Origin of the sequence: Pseudarthrobacter sp. AL07 (assembly GCF_029960665.1) — a bacterium.
In the GTDB taxonomy this organism is placed as follows: Bacteria; Actinomycetota; Actinomycetes; order Actinomycetales; family Micrococcaceae; genus Arthrobacter.
Genome location: NZ_JASBRB010000061.1, coordinates 1 through 2,415, shown reverse-complemented (window position 1 = coordinate 2,415; position 2,415 = coordinate 1). Strand labels below are relative to the sequence as shown.

Sequence of the window (2,415 nt, the reverse complement as noted above, 5' to 3'; positions counted from 1 at the left end):
CCAGGACTCTGGACATAGCGTTTTAATTGTTGGCTGACGTTTCTTTGTTTTTGATCTCGAATCGCAGAATTCGGTCGGTGCCGGGGTAGCGGGTTTCGGTGGTGTTGAGGTGGGTGCAGAGTTCGCTGATCGCGGTGGTTGCCCGTTGGGTGGGGAGCGGGTCGAGGCGGATTGTGAGGTAGCCGTCGATGCGGGGGTCGATGTCTCCGCTGCCGGTGAGGACCTGACGGATCAGGGTGTGGGCTTCGTCCTCGCCGCGGGCGTAGCCGGTGTTGGTCCGGACCTCCCTCGCCAGCGTTGATGCGGTGTTGAACGCGGCCATCCGGATCGCATGGCTGAGCAGTTTCGTCTCGCTCTCCAGGACCCGCTGGCCCGGGGCGATCTCGCCGAGCGGAACCCGGGCAGGGATCCCCTTGTGGGCTGCCTGCGCGGCCTCGAGGGCGGTTTCGGCGCTGAGCAGGTCCGCGGTGATTTTGTTGTGCATGGTGTTGGTGATCAGGACAGTGTGTGTTCCTGGCGGCGGTGTCCGGGCCGCGAGCATCGCCGCGTCGGTGTCGGCCAGGGTCTTCTCGTACCGGGTCCTGGCGGCGAGGACCTGCTGGTAGGCCTTGCGTTTTGCCGGGTTCGGCACCGAGCGTTCCGGATCATCGTCAGTGGATGTGTAGGCGTCGTGGGAATCGAGGGCGAAGCGGATCCGGGCGTAGCGGAAGTAGTTTTCCTGCCGCCACCTGGCGCCCATCCGGTAGATGATTTCCCCGGCGGTCATCTCGGTGTTGGTGGTGAGGATGTGGATCTGCCGCACCCTGCCGCCGGGGGTGTTGACCTGGCGGGACAGCTGGCGCATCGGAAACACTTCCCCGGTAGTGCCTACCGGCACCTCCACGGCAGTGTCGGCCGCTTCCCCGGCACGGGTTTGTCCGTGCCCGTCGGTGTGGGCGACCTCGGTGAACAGGGATGCCGGAACGTCTTCGGTGGTGCCCTTGCGCCAGGTCAGCACATCAAATTTGTTCTCTGCCATGTGCTTGAACAGGGCCGGGGACCAGCCTCCCCGGTCGAAACCGACCAGGACCCGGCGGTCATCGCCGATGATGGTGCGCAGGGTTGGCAGGAGCCGGCGCAGTTCCCCGGTCAGCGCGGCCCCGGGCTCGGCCATGACCACCAGGACCGGCGCGCCGGCAGCGTCGGCGACCCAGGTCTCCTCGGTCGCCGGGACGGGGAACTTCAACCGGGTCGAATGGACCTTCCCGATCTTCCTGGTGCCCTGGTAGGCGCGGACATGTCCGTCAACGTAGAGCACCGCGGCCAGATCCCCACCTCCTTCGTTGCTGCCGTTGAGGTGCCTGGCAGCCATCGCGGTGAGCAGCTCCCCGGCCTTGCCTCTGCTGGCCAGCGCGGCGGTTTTGCGGCGGAGGGTTTTCACTTCCGGGGCGCGGTCCAGGCCGAGGACCCGGCCCAGGGCTGCCGGGTCGATCCGGGTGATCCCTTCGGCGCGTGGTTCCCCGGCCAGGGCCTGGAACACGGCGCCGGTCAGGATGGTCTCCAACCCGTAAAACCCGTTCGGCAGCGCCCCGAAGGTCTCCTTCGCGCACTCCAAAAGTCCCGTGGTCTGCAGGGCGGGCAGGGCCAGCAACAGCCCGGCCAACGGCACACGGGCCGCGGGGGTGAACACCGGTGCCGCGCACTCCACCAACCCGGCCCGGGCCCAGGCCCGCTCTCCGGACCGGTCCACCGGTGCCGGCAGCACCGGCAACCCGGCTGCCGGTGCTGCTGCTTCAGATGTGGCGAGCGGATCAAGCTTCACCGGTTCCGGACCGGTGGGCACCGGCATGGCCAGTGTCCGTCGCACGCTGAATTCGGAGACGCCCACCTTTGCTCCAATCGCCCGCAGCGACAGTCCGGTCGCCCGCAAGGCACGGATTTCGGACATCTTCGGTTCCGTCAGCCGGCTGGGCCCCTTCGGACCAGGCTTCTCCGGGGCCAGACCCAACACCCCTTCCGCGGCCAGGACCTGACGCCACCGCCACAAGGTGATCGCATCAACACCGAACGCGGCAGCGATCCCGGCGACCGAAGCGGCTTTGATGTCCGCCAGTTTCGCCGCCGCGAACCGGCGGGTCGCGATGTCCTTCTCGTCCCAGGCGTAGGAGAGTTCCCCATGAACGAACACGCGCCCACCCGTGGCATCCTCCAGCAGTGACGCCGCGAGCCCTATCGGCACCGCTCCGGCATACATTGCTTGAGGAAAAGGCAGTTGGGCAGTCATCACGCTCATCATGCCACCCCTCCAAAACCGAACAATCTATTACTTAGATTCTATCGCAAGAGAAGGAGGATTAACAGCCGTACCCATAACAAAAACACCGGAATCCTGCGGAAGTCAGTCGAACACCATCACCCCATGTCCAGAGTCCTGGG

Annotated in this window: 1 protein-coding gene; it reads right to left on the bottom strand. The window is 66.1% G+C overall.

Annotated features, from left to right (window positions below):
• Positions 1 to 22: 22 nt before the first annotated feature.
• Positions 23 to 2,272, bottom strand: a complete 2,250-nt coding sequence (locus QK290_RS18330; protein ID WP_282332093.1) for a putative transposase — start codon at positions 2,270 to 2,272, stop codon at positions 23 to 25.
• Positions 2,273 to 2,415: the final 143 nt, after the last annotated feature.